Annotated in this window: 19 protein-coding genes and 1 riboswitch; of the genes, 18 read left to right on the top strand and 1 reads right to left on the bottom strand. The window is 41.6% G+C overall.

The genetic code is table 11. The annotated features are described in order from the left end of the window. The first annotated feature begins 6 nt into the window (after positions 1-6). From ACFOSV_RS13150 to ACFOSV_RS13110, 9 genes are all read left to right on the top strand, one after another. The gene (locus ACFOSV_RS13150; protein ID WP_377906474.1) at positions 7-1,209 is read left to right on the top strand and encodes an argininosuccinate synthase; all 1,203 of its coding nucleotides are present in this window, start codon (positions 7-9) and stop codon (positions 1,207-1,209) included. Next, a complete protein-coding gene (argC, locus tag ACFOSV_RS13145) occupies positions 1,196-2,167 on the top strand; it encodes an N-acetyl-gamma-glutamyl-phosphate reductase (RefSeq protein WP_377906473.1) in 972 nt (323 codons plus the stop codon). The genes ACFOSV_RS13150 and argC overlap by 14 nt, the downstream gene beginning before the upstream one ends. 9 nt (positions 2,168-2,176) lie before the next feature. Continuing rightward, positions 2,177-3,310 carry an aspartate aminotransferase family protein gene (locus tag ACFOSV_RS13140; protein WP_377906472.1) on the top strand — a complete coding sequence of 378 codons (1,134 nt, stop codon included), beginning with the start codon at positions 2,177-2,179 and terminating at the stop codon, positions 3,308-3,310. Positions 3,311-3,325: 15 nt separating this feature from the next. Beyond that, positions 3,326-4,288, top strand: coding sequence for an acetylornithine carbamoyltransferase (locus ACFOSV_RS13135; protein WP_377906471.1), 963 nt, complete (start codon positions 3,326-3,328; stop codon positions 4,286-4,288). Between the two features lie 13 nt (positions 4,289-4,301). Further along, positions 4,302-5,102, top strand: a complete 801-nt coding sequence (gene argB, locus ACFOSV_RS13130; protein ID WP_377906470.1) for an acetylglutamate kinase — start codon at positions 4,302-4,304, stop codon at positions 5,100-5,102. After that, entirely contained in the window at positions 5,102-6,205 is a 1,104-nt protein-coding gene (locus ACFOSV_RS13125; RefSeq protein ID WP_377906469.1) for a M20 family metallo-hydrolase, read from the top strand. The genes argB and ACFOSV_RS13125 overlap by 1 nt, the downstream gene beginning before the upstream one ends. Beyond that, the gene (gene argH, locus ACFOSV_RS13120) at positions 6,183-7,517 is read left to right on the top strand and encodes an argininosuccinate lyase (protein ID WP_377906468.1); all 1,335 of its coding nucleotides are present in this window, start codon (positions 6,183-6,185) and stop codon (positions 7,515-7,517) included. The genes ACFOSV_RS13125 and argH overlap by 23 nt, the downstream gene beginning before the upstream one ends. Positions 7,518-7,605: 88 nt before the next feature. After that, a riboswitch (SAM riboswitch) is annotated at positions 7,606-7,714 on the top strand. 157 nt (positions 7,715-7,871) lie between these two features. Next, a complete protein-coding gene (locus ACFOSV_RS13115; RefSeq protein ID WP_377906467.1) occupies positions 7,872-9,173 on the top strand; it encodes an O-acetylhomoserine aminocarboxypropyltransferase/cysteine synthase family protein in 1,302 nt (433 codons plus the stop codon). 7 nt (positions 9,174-9,180) lie between these two features. Continuing rightward, entirely contained in the window at positions 9,181-10,236 is a 1,056-nt protein-coding gene (locus ACFOSV_RS13110) for a homoserine O-acetyltransferase family protein (RefSeq protein ID WP_377906466.1), read from the top strand. Between the two features lie 2 nt (positions 10,237-10,238). Here the strand turns inward: ACFOSV_RS13110 and ACFOSV_RS13105 are convergent, their stop codons facing one another. After that, on the bottom strand, positions 10,239-10,676 hold the full coding sequence (locus ACFOSV_RS13105) for a DUF2147 domain-containing protein (protein WP_377906465.1): 438 nt from the start codon (positions 10,674-10,676) through the stop codon (positions 10,239-10,241). 54 nt (positions 10,677-10,730) lie between these two features. Between ACFOSV_RS13105 and pdeM the strand changes: the two genes are divergently transcribed. From pdeM to gldC, 9 genes are read left to right on the top strand one after another with little or no spacing between them, the layout of a single operon-like run. Next, on the top strand, positions 10,731-11,393 hold the full coding sequence (gene pdeM / locus ACFOSV_RS13100) for a ligase-associated DNA damage response endonuclease PdeM (RefSeq protein WP_377906464.1): 663 nt from the start codon (positions 10,731-10,733) through the stop codon (positions 11,391-11,393). Between the two features lie 51 nt (positions 11,394-11,444). Next, complete coding sequence (locus ACFOSV_RS13095) at positions 11,445-12,335, top strand: cell division protein FtsX (RefSeq protein WP_377906463.1); 891 nt, start codon at positions 11,445-11,447, stop codon at positions 12,333-12,335. Between the two features lies 1 nt (position 12,336). Further along, positions 12,337-12,546 (top strand): DUF3098 domain-containing protein, encoded by a 210-nt coding sequence (locus ACFOSV_RS13090; RefSeq protein WP_377906462.1) that lies wholly within the window; start codon positions 12,337-12,339, stop codon positions 12,544-12,546. A gap of 2 nt (positions 12,547-12,548) precedes the next feature. Further along, positions 12,549-13,343, top strand: coding sequence for an undecaprenyl-diphosphate phosphatase (locus ACFOSV_RS13085; RefSeq protein WP_377906461.1), 795 nt, complete (start codon positions 12,549-12,551; stop codon positions 13,341-13,343). Positions 13,344-13,346: 3 nt separating this feature from the next. Next, a complete protein-coding gene (truB, locus tag ACFOSV_RS13080; protein WP_377906460.1) occupies positions 13,347-14,027 on the top strand; it encodes a tRNA pseudouridine(55) synthase TruB in 681 nt (226 codons plus the stop codon). After that, positions 14,014-14,937, top strand: a complete 924-nt coding sequence (locus ACFOSV_RS13075; RefSeq protein ID WP_377906459.1) for a bifunctional riboflavin kinase/FAD synthetase — start codon at positions 14,014-14,016, stop codon at positions 14,935-14,937. The genes truB and ACFOSV_RS13075 overlap by 14 nt, the downstream gene beginning before the upstream one ends. A 10-nt stretch (positions 14,938-14,947) precedes the next feature. Beyond that, positions 14,948-15,649, top strand: a complete 702-nt coding sequence (locus tag ACFOSV_RS13070) for a CoA transferase subunit A (RefSeq protein ID WP_377906458.1) — start codon at positions 14,948-14,950, stop codon at positions 15,647-15,649. A gap of 10 nt (positions 15,650-15,659) precedes the next feature. Then, a complete protein-coding gene (locus ACFOSV_RS13065; protein ID WP_377906457.1) occupies positions 15,660-16,316 on the top strand; it encodes a 3-oxoacid CoA-transferase subunit B in 657 nt (218 codons plus the stop codon). A gap of 45 nt (positions 16,317-16,361) precedes the next feature. Next, positions 16,362-16,700 (top strand): gliding motility protein GldC, encoded by a 339-nt coding sequence (gldC, locus tag ACFOSV_RS13060; RefSeq protein WP_377906456.1) that lies wholly within the window; start codon positions 16,362-16,364, stop codon positions 16,698-16,700. The last annotated feature ends 181 nt before the right edge of the window (positions 16,701-16,881 follow it).

Here is a 16,881-nt window from a genome sequence, read left to right as displayed (position 1 = left end):
GAAGTTATGGAAGAAAAAAAGAAAATTGTTTTAGCCTATAGTGGCGGATTAGATACGACCTATTGCGCCCTTCATTTATCCAAAGATCTGGGCTACGAGGTGCATGCCGTGTTAGTCAATACAGGTGGCTTCTCATCAGAAGAGCTTCAAAATATTGAAAATCGTTCCAAAACTTTGGGAATCGCTTCCTTCACTATTTTGGATGTGGTGGATACTTATTACCAGCAGGTGATCAAGTATTTGGTGTTTGGGAATGTCTTAAAAAACCAAACTTATCCTCTTTCTGTATCAGCTGAGCGAATTTTACAAGCCAAGTCTTTGGCCGACTATGCCAAAAAAATAGGGGCAAAAGCTGTTGCTCATGGTTCTACGGGTGCAGGAAATGACCAGGTTCGCTTTGATATGATTTTCCAAACCATCATTCCTGATATTACTATCGTCACTCCTATTCGCGATTTGAAGCTTAGCCGTCAGGAGGAAATTGACTATTTGAAAGCTCATGGAGTAGAGATGAATTTCGAAAAAGCGGCCTATTCAATCAATAAAGGTATCTGGGGTACATCAGTAGGTGGCAAAGAGACCTTGAATTCAAGAGAGTACTTGCCTGAAGAGGCTTGGCCTACACAAGTAACTCAAAGTGAGCCTAAGGAAATTGAAATTGGATTTGTTCACGGCGAAGTTGCCTCAGTCAACGGAACTCATTTTGAAAATCCTGTAGACGCGATCCAAGAGATTCAGTCGCTAGCAGGACCTTATGGTATAGGACGAGATATTCATGTAGGCGACACCATTATCGGCATTAAAGGACGCGTGGGTTTTGAAGCAGCAGCTCCTTTGATTTTGATCAAGGGACATCAGCTTCTTGAGAAGCATACTTTGACCAAATGGCAGCTCTTTTGGAAAAATCAGCTAGCCGAATTTTATGGCAATCACCTACATGAGGGGCACTATTTAGATCCGGTCATGCGTAATATGGAGGCTTTTTTAGAAGATACGCAAAGCTGTGTCACAGGAACCATTCGAGTGCTTCTCCGGCCTTATAACTTTACCCTTTTGGGTATTGAATCAGCTCATGACTTGATGGCTACCAAATTTGGAAGCTACGGGGAAATGAACAAAGGCTATACTGCAGATGATGTGAAAGGATTTACCCGGATTTTCGGGAATCAAACTGCCATTTACCACCAAGTAAACGATGTCAAAGAATAAACTGAAAACAGCAATTATCGGTGCTGCCGGCTATACAGGGGGAGAATTGTTGCGCCTATTAATACACCACCCGAATTGTGAACTAGTATATGTTCATAGCAATAGTCAGGTGGGCAAAACAGTGAGTGCGGTTCATCCTGATTTGTTGGGGGATTGTGATCTGATTTTCACCGATAAAGTTCAAACAGAAGGATTAGATGCTGTTTTTCTCGGCTTGCCACATGGACAAACCCGAGCGTTTTTGGATGAAAATCCTTTTCCAGAAAGTACAGTGATCATAGATCTCTCCACAGATTTTCGGGACGAGTCAAACGGATTCATTTATGGCCTCCCAGAGCTAAACTCTGCCAAAATCTCTGCTGCAAAAAAGATAGCGAATCCCGGCTGCTTCGCCACAGCTATTCAATTGGGACTTTTACCAGCCATTCACCAAGGGTGGGCTACTGAGACCGTACATGTGAGTGGAGTCACTGGAAGTACGGGTGCAGGTAAAAAGCTTTCCGAAACCTCTCATTTCAGCTATAGAAATAATAATTTTTCAGTTTACAAGCTATTTACGCATCAGCACCTTAAGGAGATCAAGCAAAGCTTTGGACAGATTTATCCATCTGTACCAGAAATCCTCTTTGTCCCCTATCGTGGCAATTTTACACGAGGAATCTGGATTACGAGTTACTTTCCTTTTTCGGGAAGTTTAGATGAGGCTTTGTCGGCATATACAGATTTCTACAAAGACGCAGCCTTTACTCATATTACCACCGAAGAACTTTCCTTAAAGCAAGTGGTGGGTACAAACAAATGCTTTGTATCCATACAAAAAGAAGCTGGACAACTCGTTGTCTACTCTGCCATAGATAACCTTCTCAAAGGAGCTGCGGGTCAGGCCGTTCAAAATTTCAATTTGGTTTTTGGTCTAGATGAAAAATCAGGACTATACCTCAAAAGCATAGCATTTTAATTTGATTCGATGAATTTATTTGATGTATACCCTTTAATGCCAGTGACCATCACCAAGGGTCAGGGATCCAAGCTTTGGGATGACCATGGGATGGAGTACCTAGATTTATATGGTGGTCATGCTGTGATTTCCGTTGGACATACTCACCCGCACTTTGTCAAACGAATAAAGGATCAGCTGGATAATTTGGCCTTCTATTCGAATTCTATTCAGATTCCAATCCAAAATCAGCTTGCTGAGAAATTAGGGCAACTTTCAGGTTACGATGACTATGGACTGTTTTTGTGCAACTCTGGAGCAGAAGCCAATGAAAACGCGATCAAATTAGCTTCTTTCGCCACAGGCAAATCAGGGATCATTTCCTTTACCGGAGCTTTTCATGGAAGAACTTCTGCAGCTGTAGCCGCGACAGACAATGCCAAAATAGTAGCTCCAGCCAATCATCGAGAAGATTTTCACATTCTGCCTTGGGAGGATTTAGAGGCCACTGAAGAGATGTTGAAGAAAGGCAATATCGCCGGGATCATTATTGAAGCCATCCAAGGTGTGGGAGGAATAATGGTGGCTTCAGATAAATTCCTGTCTGGACTATCCAAATTATCTAAAAAGTATGGAGCAAAACTAATTTTAGATGAAGTGCAGGCTGGTTTTGGACGAACAGGGCGATTCTTTGCTCATCAATGGATCGAAGGACTTAGACCAGATATTATCAGTATGGCCAAAGGAATGGGTAATGGTTTTCCAATCGGTGGAATATTGATTTCACCCGATATTGAAGCGAGTCATGGCCTACTAGGCACCACTTTTGGTGGAAATCATTTGGCATGTGCAGCCTCCTTGGCTGTGCTGGAAGTGATCGAAGAGGAAGGGCTACTTGCTCATTCTGAACAGCTTGGTAATTGGCTTATCTCCGAATTAAAGAAGATTCCAGAAATCACAGAGGTTCGTGGACGTGGCTTAATGATCGGTCTAGATTTGCCGATGCCAGCAGGACCTATTCGTTCGGAATTAGTCCAAAAACACCATATTTTCACTGGAAGTGCTGCAAAAAAACATACGATTCGTTTGCTTCCAGCTTTAAATATCCAAATGAATGATCTAAATTCGTTTGTAACCGCATTAAAACAGCTTATCAATTCCTAACCTATTCCCTTCCAGATGAAAATTTCCCCATCTGAATTCAATTACACTCAATTCCCTGGTAAAACCTTAGCAAGCAAGTTGATCGAATCGGCTCTGGCTTACAAGACAAATCCACTTGCCGATCAAAATAAAGGCAAAGGGAAGCGACTAGGCTGTATTTTCCTAAATCCATCCTTGCGTACGCGTGTATCTACACAAATCGCAGCCAGTAATCTTGGGATAGAATCGGTGGTGCTGAATATGGATAAGGAGGCTTGGGCATTGGAAATGGAGGAAGGTGCCACGATGAACAAAAATACTGTGGAGCACATCAAAGATGCCGCAGGAGTTTTGGGTAGCTATTTTGACTTTCTAGCGGTGAGAGCATTTCCCACACTCACCGATAAATCTGCGGATATGGCTGATGAGGTGATCAATAAGTTTATCAAATACACCGGAAGGCCAATTATTAGCTTGGAATCCGCGCTGAGACACCCTTTGCAAAGCTTGGCAGATCAGGTGACCATTAAAGAAAAAGCTAAAACGACTAAGCCAAAGGTTGTGTTGACTTGGGCACCGCATATTAAAGCCATCCCGCATGCTGTAGCAAATAGCTTTGCAGAATGGACGCTGGGAATGGATTATGATTTAACGATCACTCATCCAGAGGGATATGAATTGGATGAACAATTTACTCAAGGAGCAAAGATAGAATATGATCAAAGTAGAGCACTTCAAAATGCTGATTTTGTGTATGTTAAAAACTGGTCATCTTTCAAGGATTATGGGAAAATTCATCATACAGATCCTACCTGGATGCTCACTGAGAATAGTTTAAAAAATGCTCCAGATGCGCATGTGATGCACTGTCTCCCTGTTCGAAGAAATGTAGAACTTTCTGATGAAATTCTAGATGGGTCAAGAGCATTGATTCAGCAACAGGCAGCTAATCGAGTTTTTGCTGCTCAGGCAGTTTTAAGTCATTTGTTAGACATCTAAACCGAATGAAACCATGAAAATTAGCATTATAAAAATCGGTGGAAATGTCATTGACTATCCTGAAAAACTGGATGAATTTCTGGAGCTTTTTTCAAGATTTCCAGGACATAAAATTCTGGTTCATGGCGGTGGTGTGATGGCTTCTCGATTCGGTGAGTCCATGGGAGTAATGCCTGAAATGGTCGACGGTAGAAGAATCACCGATCGGGATACCCTGGATATTGTAACTATGGTGTATGCCGGGTTGATCAATAAAAACATGGTAGCCAAGCTACAGGAACTCAAACAAAATGCTATTGGTCTGACAGGTGCTGATGGGAATCTGATTCGTTCAGCAAAACGTGCTGTAAAGGATATTGACTATGGATATGTTGGAGATGTCATTGAGGTCAATACCAAGTTCCTGGGGCAATTGCTCGAACTTGGACTTGTACCCTTGGTAAATGCCATCACACACGATAAAAAAGGGCAATTACTCAATACGAACGCGGATAGCATAGCGTCAGCCTTAGCTACTTCTATGGCAAAGGAGCATGAGGTTAATCTTTATTATTGCTTCAATAAGGCTGGAGTTTTGATCGATGAAAAAAATGAAAATTCAATTATTCCGCTGATCAACGAGGATATTTATAATGAGCTAAAAAAGGAAAATGTCATTCATTCTGGCATGATTCCAAAACTTGACAATGCTTTCAAGGCATTAGAAGAAGGCGTAAATAATGTTTGGATCGGCAAAGCAGAAAATCTAATTTTTGCCTCCAAGGGCAAGCTCTCTGGTACAATCATCGAAAAACATCGATATGATCTTTATTGATGGAAGATTTGGATTCATATAGCCAAGAAGCATTCGGTTTACTGAAGCGCTTGATAAGTACGCAGTCCTTTTCCAAAGAAGAAGATCAGACTGCAGGCTTGATTTCTGATTTTTTTACCCAAAAAGGTATTGAAATCAAGCGAATTCAGAATAATGTTATTGCCTATCCAAAGGATTTTAACACCAATTTGCCCTGCATTTGGCTCAATTCCCATCATGATACAGTCAAACCAAATGCAGGTTATACCTTGGACCCTTATTCTCCTATTGAAAAAGACGGGAAGCTTTTCGGACTCGGTTCAAATGATGCAGGCGGATGTTTGGTCAGCCTTATGGCGACATTTTTATATTTCTACGAAAAAGAAATTCCTGCGAATCTTGTTCTGATAGCAAGTGCAGAAGAAGAAATCTCTGGTAAAAACGGTATCAGTTCCATTATTGAGGAACTTCCGGCCTGCGAACTCGCCATCGTGGGAGAGCCAACTTTAAACATGGCTGCTGTAGCCGAAAAAGGCCTGATGGTAATTGATGCAATCACCTATGGAAAGGCAGGGCATGCGGCTCGAAACGAAGGCGTCAATGCGATTTATGAGGCTCTTGAAGATTTAGAGACCATTCGCGGGTTTGAATTTCAAAAAGAATCGCCATTCCTCGGCAAATCCAAGGTAACGGCAACCGTAATCCAAGCAGGAGAACAACATAATGTCGTGCCAGATCAATGCAAATTTGTACTAGACGTAAGGCTCACTGACGCCTATACTTTGGAAGAGGCATTTGTTGAATTGAGTTCAAAATTAAAATCTGAGTTGACTCCAAGATCTATGCGGCTGCAGCCATCATTTCTCCCAGAAGATCACCTAATTCAGAAGGTCTTGGATAACCTAGGTATTGAAAAATATGGAAGTCCTACCCTTTCAGATCAGGCACTCATCCCCTATCCTTCTGTAAAAATTGGCCCTGGAGACTCAGCAAGATCGCATATGGCCGATGAATTTATTTACGTTGAGGAGATTTCTTCGGGAATTACCAACTACGTCAACATCTTAGAAATGTATTTCAATCTTTTAAAATCAAAATCGCATGAAGCTCTGGCAAAAGGATAAAACTAGCCTTAAGGAAGTAGAAAAGTTTACTGTTGGCCGGGATTTGGAGTTTGATCAGCTACTTGCGCCTTTTGATGTGATTGCCTCTATGGCTCATGCGCAAATGCTTTCTTCGATTGGTTTACTCACTGCTGAAGAAAACCTGGAACTTCAGAAAGGATTGAAGGATATCTATTTCGAAATCGAAAAAGGGCAATTTCAAATCCCTGAAGGCGTAGAAGATGTTCACTCGCAAGTGGAATTTCTTCTCACCGAGCGTCTTGGTGAGGTAGGTAAAAAATTGCACAGCGGACGCAGTAGAAATGATCAGGTCCTTGTAGATCTCAAGCTTTTCTATCGGGCTGGCATTCGTGAAATTGTGGAAGATACAAGTGAGCTCTTTGATTTTTTACTCAAATTGTCCGAAAAGCATAAGAATGACCTCATGCCAGGATACACGCATACCCAGCTTGCCATGCCTTCATCCTTTGGTTTATGGTTCAGCTCTTTTGCCGAAGGCCTTACCGAAGACTTGGGTCTTCTTAAAGCGGCATTTGATCTTTCTAACAAAAATCCCTTAGGTTCTGCTGCAGGATATGGATCAAGTTTCCCGCTAAACAGAAGCATGACGGCAGACTTATTGGGCTTTGCAGAGCTTCATCAAAACGTCATTAACGCTCAAAACAGTAGAGGAAAAACCGAAAAAACCATCTCATTTGCACTTTCAGGCCTTGCGGGGACTCTAAATCGTCTGTCTGCTGATGTATGCTTATTTATGAACCAACACTTCGGATTTATTTCATTTCCGGATGAGCTGACGACTGGAAGCAGCATTATGCCACATAAAAAGAATCCAGATGTTTTCGAATTAATTCGAGCCAAAACAAATCAAATTCAAGGAGTTCCAGCTAACGTAACCCTCCTCTTGACCAATACGACCACAGGTTACCATCGCGACTTACAGCTATTGAAAGAAGAGATTTTTCCGGCGATTTCACAGATTCGGGATTGTATTCAGATGACTACTTTTATGCTAAAGTCCATCAAGGTCCGATCAAATATTCTTCAGGATGAGTTTTACAAACATCTATTCTCTGTGGAAGTGGTGAATGAATTGGTTCTTCAGGGCACACCTTTTCGCGATGCTTATAAGCAAGTGGGAAGAGCTATTGAGCGCGGAGAATTCGCTCCCAATCAAAACGAATTGAAGCATACGCATGAAGGGAGTATCGGAAATCTTGGATTGGAAGAAATCCAAAGAAAAATGGACAAAGCCCTTCAATCCTTTGATTTTCAGAAAATTGATTCTTCGATTAAGGCTTTAATTTCATAGGCTAAAAAAATAATTTGCTGGGTTTTGCTTTGATTTTAAAGTAATCCCCTTTTTATTTGCTTCATCCTTTCGCGGATTTTTGCGCAAGGATTTATAAAGAAGAGGTAAGAGACAGGCTCGATGACCCTCTGGCAACCTGGAAAATCCAAGGTGCCAATTCCTGCCAAATAAGATGGTCTTATTTGGAACTATAAATTCTTTGTGACGATGAATAGGATTTTCTACCCAAGTACCCAATCAACACTTCGTAATTCGATTGCAATGCCCCTGAAGCTTCATTTTTGGCTTTCTCAGGCTATGCCCTGCTTTTTAACAATCTCTTTGTATCACATAAACCTATAAACCCCATAAAAAATGTCTACTTATCATTTTGACACACTTCAGCTTCATGCTGGACAAGAACCAGACGGAACCACGAACTCAAGAGCAGTTCCTATTTACCAGACCACATCCTTTGTCTTTAATTCAGCCGAACATGGCGCCAATCTTTTTGGATTAAAGGAATTTGGAAATATCTACACGCGAATCATGAATCCCACAACGGATGTCTTCGAAAAGCGGATAGCCGCCCTTGAAGGTGGTGTAGCGGCAGTTGCGACGGCTTCAGGTCAAGCAGCCCAGTTTATAGCACTAAATAATATTTTGGGTGCTGGTGATAATTTCGTGTCTTCCTCCTATCTCTATGGTGGTACTTACAATCAATTCAAGGTCGCCTTTAAGCGCCTTGGTATTGAAGCCCGGTTTTCAGAAGGACCACAACCAGCTGATTTTGAGAAATTAATTGATGAGAATACCAAAGCGATCTATCTCGAAACCATTGGGAATCCTGAGTTTAATATCCCCGATTTTGATGCGATTGCGGCAGTAGCCAAGGCGCACGACATACCCTTGGTGGTGGATAATACCTTTGGAGCGGGTGGATTTCTTTTCCGCCCTATCGAACATGGTGCAGCTGTTGTGACCTCCTCTGCTACGAAATGGATTGGGGGACACGGTACCTCCATTGGTGGAATCATTGTAGATTCAGGCAACTTCGATTGGGGAAATGGCAAATTCCCACAATTCTCAGAGCCATCCGAAGGCTATCATGGCTTGAATTTTTGGGAAGTGTTTGGAGAAGGAAACCCACTAGGTCTACCAAACATCTCTTTTGCCATCCGTGCGCGAGTTGAAGGATTACGAGACTTTGGTCCAGCGTTAAGTCCATTTAATTCATTTTTGCTTTTGCAAGGAATTGAAACGCTCTCCTTGCGAGTACAGCGAACGGTTGATAATGCCCTTGAAATAGCCAAATGGCTTGAAAATCATCCGAAAGTTGAAAAGGTAAACTATCCTGGTCTTGCCTCTTCACCTTACCATGATTTGGCCAAAAAGTATTTGCGAAATGGCTTCGGTGGTGTACTCTCGTTTGTCCTGAAAGGCGATAAAGAAACCACATCTTCCTTCATTAATAATCTTGACCTGATATCTCATTTAGCGAATGTGGGTGACGCAAAAACTTTGATTATTCAGCCTTCAGCCACCACACATCAACAGCTCTCCGATGCCGAGCAGTTGGCAGCTGGAGTGACTCCCACCCTTTTAAGATTATCCGTTGGGCTCGAGCATGTGGAGGATATCAAGAATGATCTTACCCAAGCTTTTTCAAAACTTTAATTGATCAATGAATTTACAAAGTCAAGTGGCGTTGATTCCAATGAAACAGGAAATATTTCATTCTGCAGAAGAGCTAGAATTAGAGTCTGGTGAAAGGCTTGAAGAATTTGATATTCAGTATACTACCTATGGTGAGATTGCTCCTGATGGGGGCAATGTCATCTGGATAGTACACGCATTGACAGGTGACTCAAACGCTGCAGAATGGTGGAGTGGTTTAATTGGTGAGGATAAATTTTATGATCCCGCAAAAGACTTCATTATTTGTGCAAACCTCTTGGGTTCATGTTATGGATCTACTAATCCCTTGAGCAAAAAACCAGGTTCGGATAAAAGCTTTTTTTATGAGTTTCCCGAACTAACCACAAGAGATCTCGCCTCAAGCTTGGAGCGACTTCGTTTACATCTTGGGATTAGGAAGATTCATACCCTCATAGGTGGCTCTTTGGGTGGACAGGTTGCATTAGAGTGGGCTTGGGAACTGGGTGATAGTCTAAAAAACCTCATCGTTTTAGCCAGTACGGCGAAAACATCACCTTGGACCATAGGCTTTAATGAGACTCAGCGTATGAGCATCGAGTCTGATGTGACTTGGGGCGAAGAGATTCCAAATGCTGGTCAGGTAGGCTTAAAAACTGCTCGGGCCATTGCCATGTTGAGTTACAGACACCCCAAGGATTTTCAACGAAAACAATCAGATACGGAAGAAAAACTGGATCGATTCAAAGCGTCTTCGTATTTGAGATATCAAGGAGAAAAATTGGCAAAGAGATTCAATGCGCTCTCCTATTGGCTACTGAGCAAAACCATGGATAGTCATGATTTGGGAAGAAAAAGAGGGGGTAGCGCAAAAGCACTTTCAGAAATTAAGGCAAGAGTATTAGCCGTGGGTGTAAATTCAGACCTGCTCTTCCTTCCAGAAGAATCCCAGTTCATCAGCTCTCACGCTAAACGAGGGACTTACAAGGAAATCCTTTCTGACGCAGGACACGATGCCTTTTTGATTGAATTTGAGCAATTATCAAGCTATATCGGTTCTTTCTACCTAGAGCAAAAAAGCTAATATCACTTAATACGAGTCCACTCAACAGTACGACCTACCCAGGAAAAACCTATATATCCTTTGACCTCGAGCACTGAATCACCTTTAAGCTTCACCTCACAGGAATAGGTTTTTCCTGACTCTGGGTCATAGATTTCACCATCTTCCCAGGCTCCTTTTTTGTATTTCAGGCCTTTCAAAATGCTTAGTCCCATCAAAGGTCGATTTCTCAATTCTGGATCCGAATTTTCTACGTCAAGAAATGGCCCCTCACCCTGATCTTCGCGAGTTAGGGCTATAATCTTACCTAAATATTCTCCACCATTTTTCATGATCTGAATTTTGGCGGATTTCTCGGTATTATACCAAGTCCCTAGAATCGCATCTTCAGTTTGAGCTTTGACATTTGATGTCATTGCTAAGAAAAAAAATAGAGATAAAGCGGATAAAGAAAGTTTCATAGTTAATCTTGCGGATAAATGTTGGCCACTTAATTGAATAAGTAAAAATACAAAATGATTGAGAATTCAGTAAAGTTAATTCACGCTGGTTTGACTTTAGAACTACGAAAGGAAAAGGTTGTTTGGGTCAAAGAACTAAAAACTTTACTTATCGCTGACTTGCATTTTGGAAAAGCGGCACATTTTCGAAAGTCCGGAATTCCCATCCCCGAGCCCATCCACGACAGCGATTTACTGATTTTAAATCAATTGATTTCAGAGCTTAGGCCTAATTCTATTTATTTTTTAGGAGATATTTTTCACAGTGATTGGAATGACCAATGGACCATTTTGAATAGTTTTTTAAGCCAATTCGAAGCTCTCACTTGCCACTTGGTACTGGGCAACCATGATGTACTATCTGATGAGTTTTATAAAGAATCCTGTTTTACTATTCATCAAAAACCCATGTACTTAGCTGAACTTCTACTTTCACATGAACCTGAAAATGAGGTAAAAGAAGGATTTTTAAATATTTGCGGACACATTCACCCCGGGATGAGAATGAGGGCCAGAGCTAGACAATCCCTGCGGTTTCCTTGTTTTTATCTTCGTTCCTCTCAATTGATTCTACCAGCCTTCGGCAATTTCACCGGACTCGCTATGATCAAGCCTTCAGCAAGTGAAAAGGTATTCGCTGTCACACCAGATCGAGTGATTGAATTTGAACTGAACTAGGATTGGCAAAATCCTTGCATTAGGTTACTTTTGTTTGAATCAAAATCCTCCATGGCAAAGAATCCAAGAAAAAAGAAAAAACTAGGCTACTTCAAATTCGGTAGCGTTCTTTTTAGCATTACACTTTCCCTATTTATCGTTGGCCTTTTTGGAGTCATTCTGATTCAGGCTAAAAGCCTAACCACCTTGATTCGAGAAAATGTAGAACTTCAAGTCTTTTTGGATAAAAGTCTAGAGCCGAATGAGCTTGAGGAAATAAAAGCCAATATTTCAGGCAGACCCTTTATCCTTACTAAGGGAGACAGTCTTGCAATGAAGTTTGTTTCAAAAGAAGAAGCTGCTGAAACGTTTATTGTGAGTACGGGGGAAGATTTCACTCAATTCCTTGAGGACAATCCCCTTCGGGATAGTTTTGTACTTATCATCGCAGAGGAATTCCAAACTAGCGAGCAATTGGAGGATATTGTTGCTGGTCTTCAAGAAATCCCGGGTGTATTTGAAGTATCCTACATGACAGATCTAGTAGATTCGATCAACCGGAATTTGCTCAAAGTCAGTTTGGTATTGGGAGGTTTTATTCTAATCCTGATCATCACCGTGGTCATGCTGATCAATAACACCATTCGACTTGCTCTATTTTCTCAGCGCTTTTTGATACGCTCCATGCAGCTAGTCGGGGCGACCAGAGGATTTATCCGCAAGCCTTTCCTTTCCAGAGCTCTCGTATTTGGATTGCTTGCAGGTCTTTTTTCTTCAGCCATTCTTTTCCTATTAGTAAAATATACTCAAGCCAATATTGAGGGTTTTGCGGTACTTCAGAATCAGGAACTTCTATTTGCACTCTTTGGAATATTAATCCTAACTGGGGGAATTTTGTCAGTATTCAGTACCTTGCGAGCCGTAAATAAATACCTCAACATGTCCTTGGACGAATTATATTAAAATGAGCAAATCAGCATTTCCTTTTTCGAAAGTCAATTATCGGCTCATGTGGATTGGTATCGCGCTAATCGTACTTGGCTTCACTATCATAGGATTAGATTCTGAACCAAATGGCAACGGTTTTCTAGGCCTTACGCTCGGACCATTAGTCACACTTACTGGCTTTATTTTTGAATTTTACGCCATTTTCGCCAAAAGCGAAGACAAGTAATCATGGAAATTATTGATGCCATTATCCTCGGAATCATTCAGGGGCTGACGGAGTTTTTACCAGTTTCTTCTAGTGGTCACTTAGAGATCGGTAAGGCTTTGCTCGGTGAAAGTCGCCTTCCGGCAGAAAGCCTACTCTTCACTGTGGTCGTTCACTTTGCGACAGCACTCAGTACTATGGTCGTTTTCAGAAGAGACATCGCCGAGATTCTAATTGGTCTTTTCAAATTCAAGAAAAATGAAGAAACCCTTTTTGTAGGAAAAATCATTTTATCTATGATTCCAGCAGCCTTGGTTGGAGTCCTTTTCGAAGAAGAATTGGAGTCACTTTTTGGTGGTCAAATTATCTTCGTGGGATGTATGCTGATTTTAACGGCAATCTTGTTGTTTTTGGCCGATAAGGCCAAATACACCAATCAGCCTGTCACCTTTTGGCAAGCATTTGTCGTCGGTATCTCTCAAGCCATTGCTATTTTGCCAGGCATCTCTCGATCGGGCGCTACGATTTCCACTTCTGTATTGTTGGGAATTGATAAAAATAAAGCGGCTCGATTCTCATTTTTAATGGTGATTCCTCTTATTTTAGGAAAGATCGCTAAGGATATTCTGGATGGAGCACTGTCCTACGAAACAGAAGGAATTGGTTTTTTGGCAGCTGGATTCATCGCCGCTTTTATATCAGGAATCATTGCATGTACTTGGATGATCCAGTTGGTCAGAAAAAGTAAACTGGCCTATTTTTCCATTTATTGCCTTATTGTCGGAATCATCGCAATCATCGGGGGATTGTATCTTTAAACAATGGAAGAGCCATACGGAGAAGTTTTTCTAATCAACAAACCTCTAGAATGGACCTCGTTTGATGTGGTGAAGAAGGTGCGAAATGCCCTGAAAATCAAAAAAGTTGGGCATGCAGGAACCTTGGATCCCTTGGCCACGGGACTTTTGATTGTATGTGCAGGCAAAATGACCAAACAAATTGACTCATTTATGGGTCAAGAAAAGGAGTATACCGGAACCTTTGAATTGGGTTCGACTACGGAATCTTTTGACCTGGAGCAGGAGGTTGTCCCAGTTGCGGATCCCTCCCATTTGACGGAATCAGATGTAGAAAAGGCCATCTCCCACTTTCGAGGGGATATTTTACAAATTCCACCCATGCACTCCGCCATTAAGGTGGGTGGTAAAAGAGTATATGAAGCTGCTCGCAAGGGAAAAGTCGTGCAAATGGAGCCTCGCCCTGTTCAGGTAAGCGTTTTTGAATTGGTTAAATTTGAGAATCCTACCGTTCATTTTCGGATTGTCTGCTCGAAGGGCACTTACATCAGAAGCTTGGCCAGGGACCTCGGCGAGGCTTTAAATGTAGGAGCGTATATGAGTAGCCTTTGCCGAACAAGGATAGGTGGCTATAAATTGAGTGAGGCAAAGGAATTAGAGCCTCTAATCGAAGAAATCAAAAATAGAAGGAATGAGAATCTATGAAGGCCTGACAGGTATTCCTCCGATCAAATCTCCGGTTGTTACCAGCGGGACCTTTGATGGTGTTCACTTGGGTCATCAAAAAATTCTTTCTCGGATTTCGGAGTTGGCCAAAAAAGAAAATGGTGAAACTGTCCTAATCACCTTTTGGCCGCATCCTAGATTAGTACTCTATCCGAATGAGCATAATTTACGCCTGCTAAGTACATTTGAAGAGAAAGCTAAGCTTCTAGAGCAGTTTGGAATAGATCATCTTGTGAGTATTCCTTTTACAAAGGAGTTTTCACAATTGAGCTCTGAGCAGTTTATCCAAACCGTGCTAGTGGATAAGTTGAAAACAAAAAAGCTTGTGATTGGCTATGATCATCGATTTGGTAAAAATCGTGAGGGAGGATTTGAATACTTACAGGAGAACTGTAGTCAGTTTGGTTTTGAGTTGGAAGAGATCTCCCGTAAAGATGTAGATGACATCGGTGTAAGTAGCACCAAAATCAGAAATGCGCTCGAACTTGGAGATGTGGCCTCAGCTACTCGATATCTGGGCAGAAAGTACGAACTGAATGGGCTAGTCATTAAAGGCGAACAAATCGGAAGGTCTATAGGTTTTCCAACTGCGAACGTTCACATTCCGAATGACTACAAACTGATCCCAAAAGACGGAGTTTATGCCATTGATGTAAATGTAGATGGACAAATGCATCAAGCCATGATGAACATTGGGGTGAGACCCACCGTGAATGGATCCAAGAAAACTGTAGAGGCTCATCTGTTTGACTTTGATGGAAATCTGTATGACAAACAGGTCACGCTTTACTTGAAAGAGTATTTGAGAGAAGAGAAGAAATTTGCGAATCTAGATGAATTGAAAGCACAGCTTCGAATTGATCAAGCAGAAGCAAGGACTATACTATAAACCCAAAGCAATGATAGATAAACGTGTAAATAATGCCGAAGAAGCCGTTAAGGATATTCCTAGCGGATGTACCCTATTGATGGGAGGTTTCGGACTAAGCGGTATCCCTGAAAACTGTATCGCTGCCCTCGAGAAAACCGATGTAAAAGATTTGACCATCGTCTCTAATAATGCTGGAGTGGATGATTTTGGAATTGGCCTTTTGCTGAGAAAGCGAAAAGTGAAGAAAATGATTTCCAGCTATGTCGGGGAAAATGCTGAATTTGAAAGACAGCTATTAGCCGGTGAGCTAGAGGTAGATTTGATCCCGCAAGGGACCTTAGCAGAACGTGTGAGAGCAGGTGGTGCAGGTATTCCCGCCTTTTTTACACCCGCCGGTGTAGGCACCGAAGTGGCAGAAGGAAAAGAAATAAGAGAATTTGATGGCAAACAATACCTTCTTGAATCCTGGCTCAAAGGGGACTATTCAATTGTTAAGGCTTGGAAAGGTGACCATGCGGGGAATTTGATTTTTAAGGGAACAGCAAGAAATTTCAACCCAATCATGGCTGCAGCCGGCAAAATTTGTATTGCGGAAGTGGAAGAATTGGTTCCCGCAGGAGAATTGGATCCAAATGCAATTCACACCCCAGGCATCTATGTTCAGCGAATTTTCCAAGGTGTGAATTACGAGAAAAGAATTGAGCAGCGAACCGTTTCAAAAAACTCTTAAACCCAAATCCATGCTTACCAAAGATCAAATTGCCCAGCGAATAGCAAAAGAGGTTAAAAACAAGCAATACATTAATCTTGGAATCGGAATTCCAACCTTAGTCGCAAATTATATTCCTGACGACTTGGATGTCGTGCTCCAGTCCGAAAATGGACTTTTAGGCATCGGCCCCTTCCCTACCGAAGACCAAGTGGATGCCGATCTTATCAACGCAGGAAAGCAAACTATCACTATGGTGAAAGGTTCCGTGCTCTTCAATTCGGCAGAGTCCTTTGCCATGATCAGGGGAGGTCATGTAGATTTGACTATTCTAGGAGCCATGGAAGTATCCGAAAATGGAGACATTGCAAACTGGAAAATTCCTGGAAAAATGGTGAAAGGAATGGGTGGAGCCATGGACCTAGTTGCTTCTGCTGAAAATATCATCGTAGCCATGCAGCACTGCTCTAGATCCGGAGATTCCAAACTTCTACCCTCTTGCACCCTTCCTATTACTGGAATCCGATGTGTGAAGAAGATCGTTACAGATTTGGCATTTATAGAAATTCATCCAGATGGTGGATTCATTTTGAAAGAGCGAGCACCAGGAGTTTCCGTAGATGAAATCCAAGAAAAGACAGCGGGAAAGCTAATTATTGAGGGAGAAATTCCAGAAATGAAGTTTTAAATGAACTATCCCCAAGAGCAATCAGTTTCTAGAAAAATTTAGCAAATGAAAAATTCAGAGATAAAATTTCAAGTCAATCTAGACGATCAAAATCTACCGAAACAAATCCTTTGGGAAGCAACAGATAAAGAATCCATCGGACTAGAGTCAACCAAGAGTATCAGCTTGAACGTTTGGGACAATCTTAACCATAGTACCTTGAGAATTGACCTCTGGACTGAAGAAATGTCTGTGGCAGAGATGAAGCGTTTCTATATTGATATTATGGGTGGAATGGCACAAACCATCATCAATAGTACAGGAGACGAATACATGTCGGAGGAAATAAAAGCGCTATGTGATCGCTTGGTGCAGCATGTAAATGAAGAGAATAAGAAGGGATAGGGCTACTTTTCACACACAAAAACCTGAATTTTTCAGGTTTTTTTTTGTCATAAATCAAAAAAATTCAACCTGCTATAAATACAGTTTTTGCAACAAATACTAACATCTTATTACATTCTATTAATTCTCAGCATATTTCGTTAACATTTTTTTATTGAAGTGCTGGAGTTTCCATCGTCAC

Origin of the sequence: Algoriphagus namhaensis, assembly GCF_042649705.1 — a bacterium.
In the GTDB taxonomy this organism is placed as follows: domain Bacteria; phylum Bacteroidota; class Bacteroidia; order Cytophagales; family Cyclobacteriaceae; genus Algoriphagus; species Algoriphagus namhaensis.
The sequence above is the reverse complement of the archived record's forward strand: the minus strand, read 5'-3'. Positions and strand labels throughout refer to the sequence as shown.

Coding starts and splice junctions, on each gene's coding strand:
- ACFOSV_RS13150 (WP_377906474.1), top strand. CDS start 7: ATGGAAGAAAAAAAGAAAATTGTTTTAGCCTATAGTGGCGGATTAGAT.
- argC (WP_377906473.1), top strand. CDS start 1,196: ATGTCAAAGAATAAACTGAAAACAGCAATTATCGGTGCTGCCGGCTAT.
- ACFOSV_RS13140 (WP_377906472.1), top strand. CDS start 2,177: ATGAATTTATTTGATGTATACCCTTTAATGCCAGTGACCATCACCAAG.
- ACFOSV_RS13135 (WP_377906471.1), top strand. CDS start 3,326: ATGAAAATTTCCCCATCTGAATTCAATTACACTCAATTCCCTGGTAAA.
- argB (WP_377906470.1), top strand. CDS start 4,302: ATGAAAATTAGCATTATAAAAATCGGTGGAAATGTCATTGACTATCCT.
- ACFOSV_RS13125 (WP_377906469.1), top strand. CDS start 5,102: ATGGAAGATTTGGATTCATATAGCCAAGAAGCATTCGGTTTACTGAAG.
- argH (WP_377906468.1), top strand. CDS start 6,183: ATGAAGCTCTGGCAAAAGGATAAAACTAGCCTTAAGGAAGTAGAAAAG.
- ACFOSV_RS13115 (WP_377906467.1), top strand. CDS start 7,872: ATGTCTACTTATCATTTTGACACACTTCAGCTTCATGCTGGACAAGAA.
- ACFOSV_RS13110 (WP_377906466.1), top strand. CDS start 9,181: ATGAATTTACAAAGTCAAGTGGCGTTGATTCCAATGAAACAGGAAATA.
- ACFOSV_RS13105 (WP_377906465.1), bottom strand. CDS start 10,676: ATGAAACTTTCTTTATCCGCTTTATCTCTATTTTTTTTCTTAGCAATG.
- pdeM (WP_377906464.1), top strand. CDS start 10,731: ATGATTGAGAATTCAGTAAAGTTAATTCACGCTGGTTTGACTTTAGAA.
- ACFOSV_RS13095 (WP_377906463.1), top strand. CDS start 11,445: ATGGCAAAGAATCCAAGAAAAAAGAAAAAACTAGGCTACTTCAAATTC.
- ACFOSV_RS13090 (WP_377906462.1), top strand. CDS start 12,337: ATGAGCAAATCAGCATTTCCTTTTTCGAAAGTCAATTATCGGCTCATG.
- ACFOSV_RS13085 (WP_377906461.1), top strand. CDS start 12,549: ATGGAAATTATTGATGCCATTATCCTCGGAATCATTCAGGGGCTGACG.
- truB (WP_377906460.1), top strand. CDS start 13,347: ATGGAAGAGCCATACGGAGAAGTTTTTCTAATCAACAAACCTCTAGAA.
- ACFOSV_RS13075 (WP_377906459.1), top strand. CDS start 14,014: ATGAGAATCTATGAAGGCCTGACAGGTATTCCTCCGATCAAATCTCCG.
- ACFOSV_RS13070 (WP_377906458.1), top strand. CDS start 14,948: ATGATAGATAAACGTGTAAATAATGCCGAAGAAGCCGTTAAGGATATT.
- ACFOSV_RS13065 (WP_377906457.1), top strand. CDS start 15,660: ATGCTTACCAAAGATCAAATTGCCCAGCGAATAGCAAAAGAGGTTAAA.
- gldC (WP_377906456.1), top strand. CDS start 16,362: ATGAAAAATTCAGAGATAAAATTTCAAGTCAATCTAGACGATCAAAAT.